Annotated in this window: 3 protein-coding genes; all 3 read left to right on the top strand. The window is 63.0% G+C overall.

Annotated elements, in window-relative coordinates; genetic code table 11:
• Window positions 1-84: 84 nt before the first annotated feature.
• The 3 genes from FNJ84_RS21665 to FNJ84_RS21655 all read left to right on the top strand — a co-directional run bounded on the left by FNJ84_RS21665 (window position 85) and on the right by FNJ84_RS21655 (window position 2477).
• Window positions 85-516, top strand: a complete 432-nt coding sequence (locus tag FNJ84_RS21665) for a transposase (RefSeq protein ID WP_143795267.1) — start codon at window positions 85-87, stop codon at window positions 514-516.
• Window positions 513-866 (top strand): IS66 family insertion sequence element accessory protein TnpB, encoded by a 354-nt coding sequence (gene tnpB / locus FNJ84_RS21660; RefSeq protein ID WP_143795266.1) that lies wholly within the window; start codon window positions 513-515, stop codon window positions 864-866. The genes FNJ84_RS21665 and tnpB overlap by 4 nt, the downstream gene beginning before the upstream one ends.
• Before the next feature lie 123 nt (window positions 867-989).
• A complete protein-coding gene (locus FNJ84_RS21655; RefSeq protein ID WP_370454615.1) occupies window positions 990-2477 on the top strand; it encodes an IS66 family transposase in 1488 nt (495 codons plus the stop codon).
• Window positions 2478-2506: the final 29 nt, after the last annotated feature.

The raw sequence follows: 2506 nt of genomic DNA, 5'->3' as shown, positions 1-2506 counted from the left end.
GTAAGCGTCGCCTGTGCCCCACCTTCCGCATTTTCACGTGACCTGAGATTTCGCGCCTGATGGAGATTGGGCGGGAGTTTCGCGATGGCGACTACGGTGGAGTTTCTCAGGGACTATGGGGTGGACATCCGGCCGAACGGGCAGCGTCGCTGGCCGGATGAAATCAAGGCGCGGATCGTGGCCGAGAGCCTGAAGCCGGGGGCGACGGTGAACGCGGTCGCGGCGCGGTATGGGCTTCGGGCGAACCATCTGTCGGAATGGCGCGGTTGGGCGCGGGATGGCCGGTTGGTTTTGCCTGCAGACGCGGATGACGGCTTTTGTTTTGCGCCGATCGTGCTGCCTGACCGGGGCCTTTCCGCCCCTGTTCCGGTTCTTTCAGGTCCGTCGGGCAAGTCCGAAGCGCCAGATACTGGAGCCATCGAGATTGCTGTAGGCCAGATGACCATCCGGCTGGATGGCGCCACGCCTGCCGCACGCATTGCCGAGATCATGCTGGCGATCGGATTGCGGTCATGATGTTTCCCTCCAATCGTGTGCGGGTTCTGGTCTCGACACAGCCCGTCGACTTCAGGAAGGGCCATGATGGTTTGGCGGCGCTGGTGTCATCGGTGCTGCGCAAGGATCCGTTTACCGGCACGGTCTTTGTGTTCCGCTCGCGCCGGGCGGACAGGTTGAAGCTCTTGTATTGGGACGGCACGGGTCTGGTGATGGCCTATAAGCGGCTGGAGGATGCGACCTTTACCTGGCCTGCCATCAAGGACGGGGTGATGGCGCTGAACCATGCCCAGTTCGAGGCGCTGTTTTCCGGTCTCGACTGGCGCCGGGTAAAGGCGCTGGAGACCCGTCCACCGGCTGCGGCAGAATGAATCATCAGCTTGATTTTGCGTGTTTTTACTGGAGGTTTGTGATAGATCCAGCCCATGCAGGCTGCCCCCATCCTTGACCTTTCCGCCATTCCTGCCGCGCAACGCGCGGCGGTTTTGGCGTTGATGGATCAGGTGGCAGTGCTGACGGACATCACCCGGCGGCAAGAGCATCTGATCGCCGAACTGAACCATGCCCTGCATGGCAAACGGTCGGAAAAGCTGTCCGAGGACGAGCGGCAGCTGGCCTTCGAAGACTTGTCCATCGCGCTGGCCGAGGTCGAGACCGAGAAAGAAACCCGTTCCGCCAAAGGGGGCGGCGGGGCAACCAGGCCCGCGCCAAAGCGCACCATCGGCAATCTGCCGGCTGCATTGCCGCGCATTGAGGAAATCATCGAGCCTGACAGCCTGATTTGCCCCTGCGGCTGCGGTGTCATGCACAAGATCGGGGAAGATCGCTCGGAGCGCCTGGACATCGTGCCAGCGCAACTGCGCGTCATCGTCACTGTGCGCCCGAAATATGCTTGCCGGACCTGCACAGACGGGGTGACGCAGGCCCCGGCACCCTCGCATCTGATCGCTGGCGGGCTGCCGACCGAGGCCACGCTCGCCCATGTGCTGGTCAGCAAATATGCAGATCATCTGCCATTATACCGGCAAAGCCAGATCCTGGCGCGGGCGGGCCTTGATCTGCACCGCGCGGTGCTGGCCGACTGGGTCGGCAAGGCGGCGTTCCATCTGAAACCGGTGGTGGACCGGTTGGCCGAGCATCTGAAACGATCCGGCAAGCTGTTCATGGACGAAACTACCGCCCCGGTGCTGGACCCGGGGCGCGGGACGACCAAGACCGGATATCTCTGGGCGCTCGCCCGCGATGACCGCCCCTGGGGCGGCGAGGATCCGCCCGGCGTGGTCTACTTCTATGCTCCCGGCCGTGCGGGCGAACATGCAGAAACCTTCCTGACCGGCTTCGACGGTATCCTGCAAGTCGATGGATACACTGGCTACAACCGGCTGACCAAACCCTTGCGCAAAGGCGGCGTCCCCATTCGGGTGGCCCATTGCTGGGCGCATGCCAGGCGCAAGCTGAAGGAGGTCTTCGACCGCGATGGCTCGGAGATTGCCGCCGAGGGCCTGCGTCAGATCGCCGAAATCTATGCCGTCGAGGCCGACATCCGCGGCATCTCGCCCGGCCAACGCCTGTCCGCCCGTCAGGCTCGCACTGTGCCGCTGGTGGCAGCCTTCGGCGAATGGCTTCAGGCACAGCGTCGGAAAATCTCCGCCAAATCCCGGCTGGGCGAAAAGCTGACCTACATCCATAACCAATGGGACGGCTTGCAGACCTTCCTGACCGACGGCCGCGTCGAGATCGACTCCAACAGGGTCGAAAACCTGATCCGACCCATCGCCCTTAATCGCAAGAACGCCCTCTTCGCCGGTCACGACGAAGGCGGTGTCGCATGGGGCCGCATCGCGTCCCTCATCGAGACCTGCAAAATCAACGGCGTCGAGCCCTTCGAATATCTAAGGGCCACCTTGACCGCGATTGCCAACGGCCACCCTCAAAGCCGCCTCGACGACCTGCTGCCGTGGAACTTCAAGCCGTCAAGCTAAGCTGACCGTGCTGTTCTGCGACCGCTTAC

The organism is Paracoccus sp. M683, from assembly GCF_007096355.1.
Lineage (GTDB): Bacteria > Pseudomonadota > Alphaproteobacteria > Rhodobacterales > Rhodobacteraceae > Paracoccus.
The sequence above is the reverse complement of the archived record's forward strand: the minus strand, read 5'-3'. Positions and strand labels throughout refer to the sequence as shown.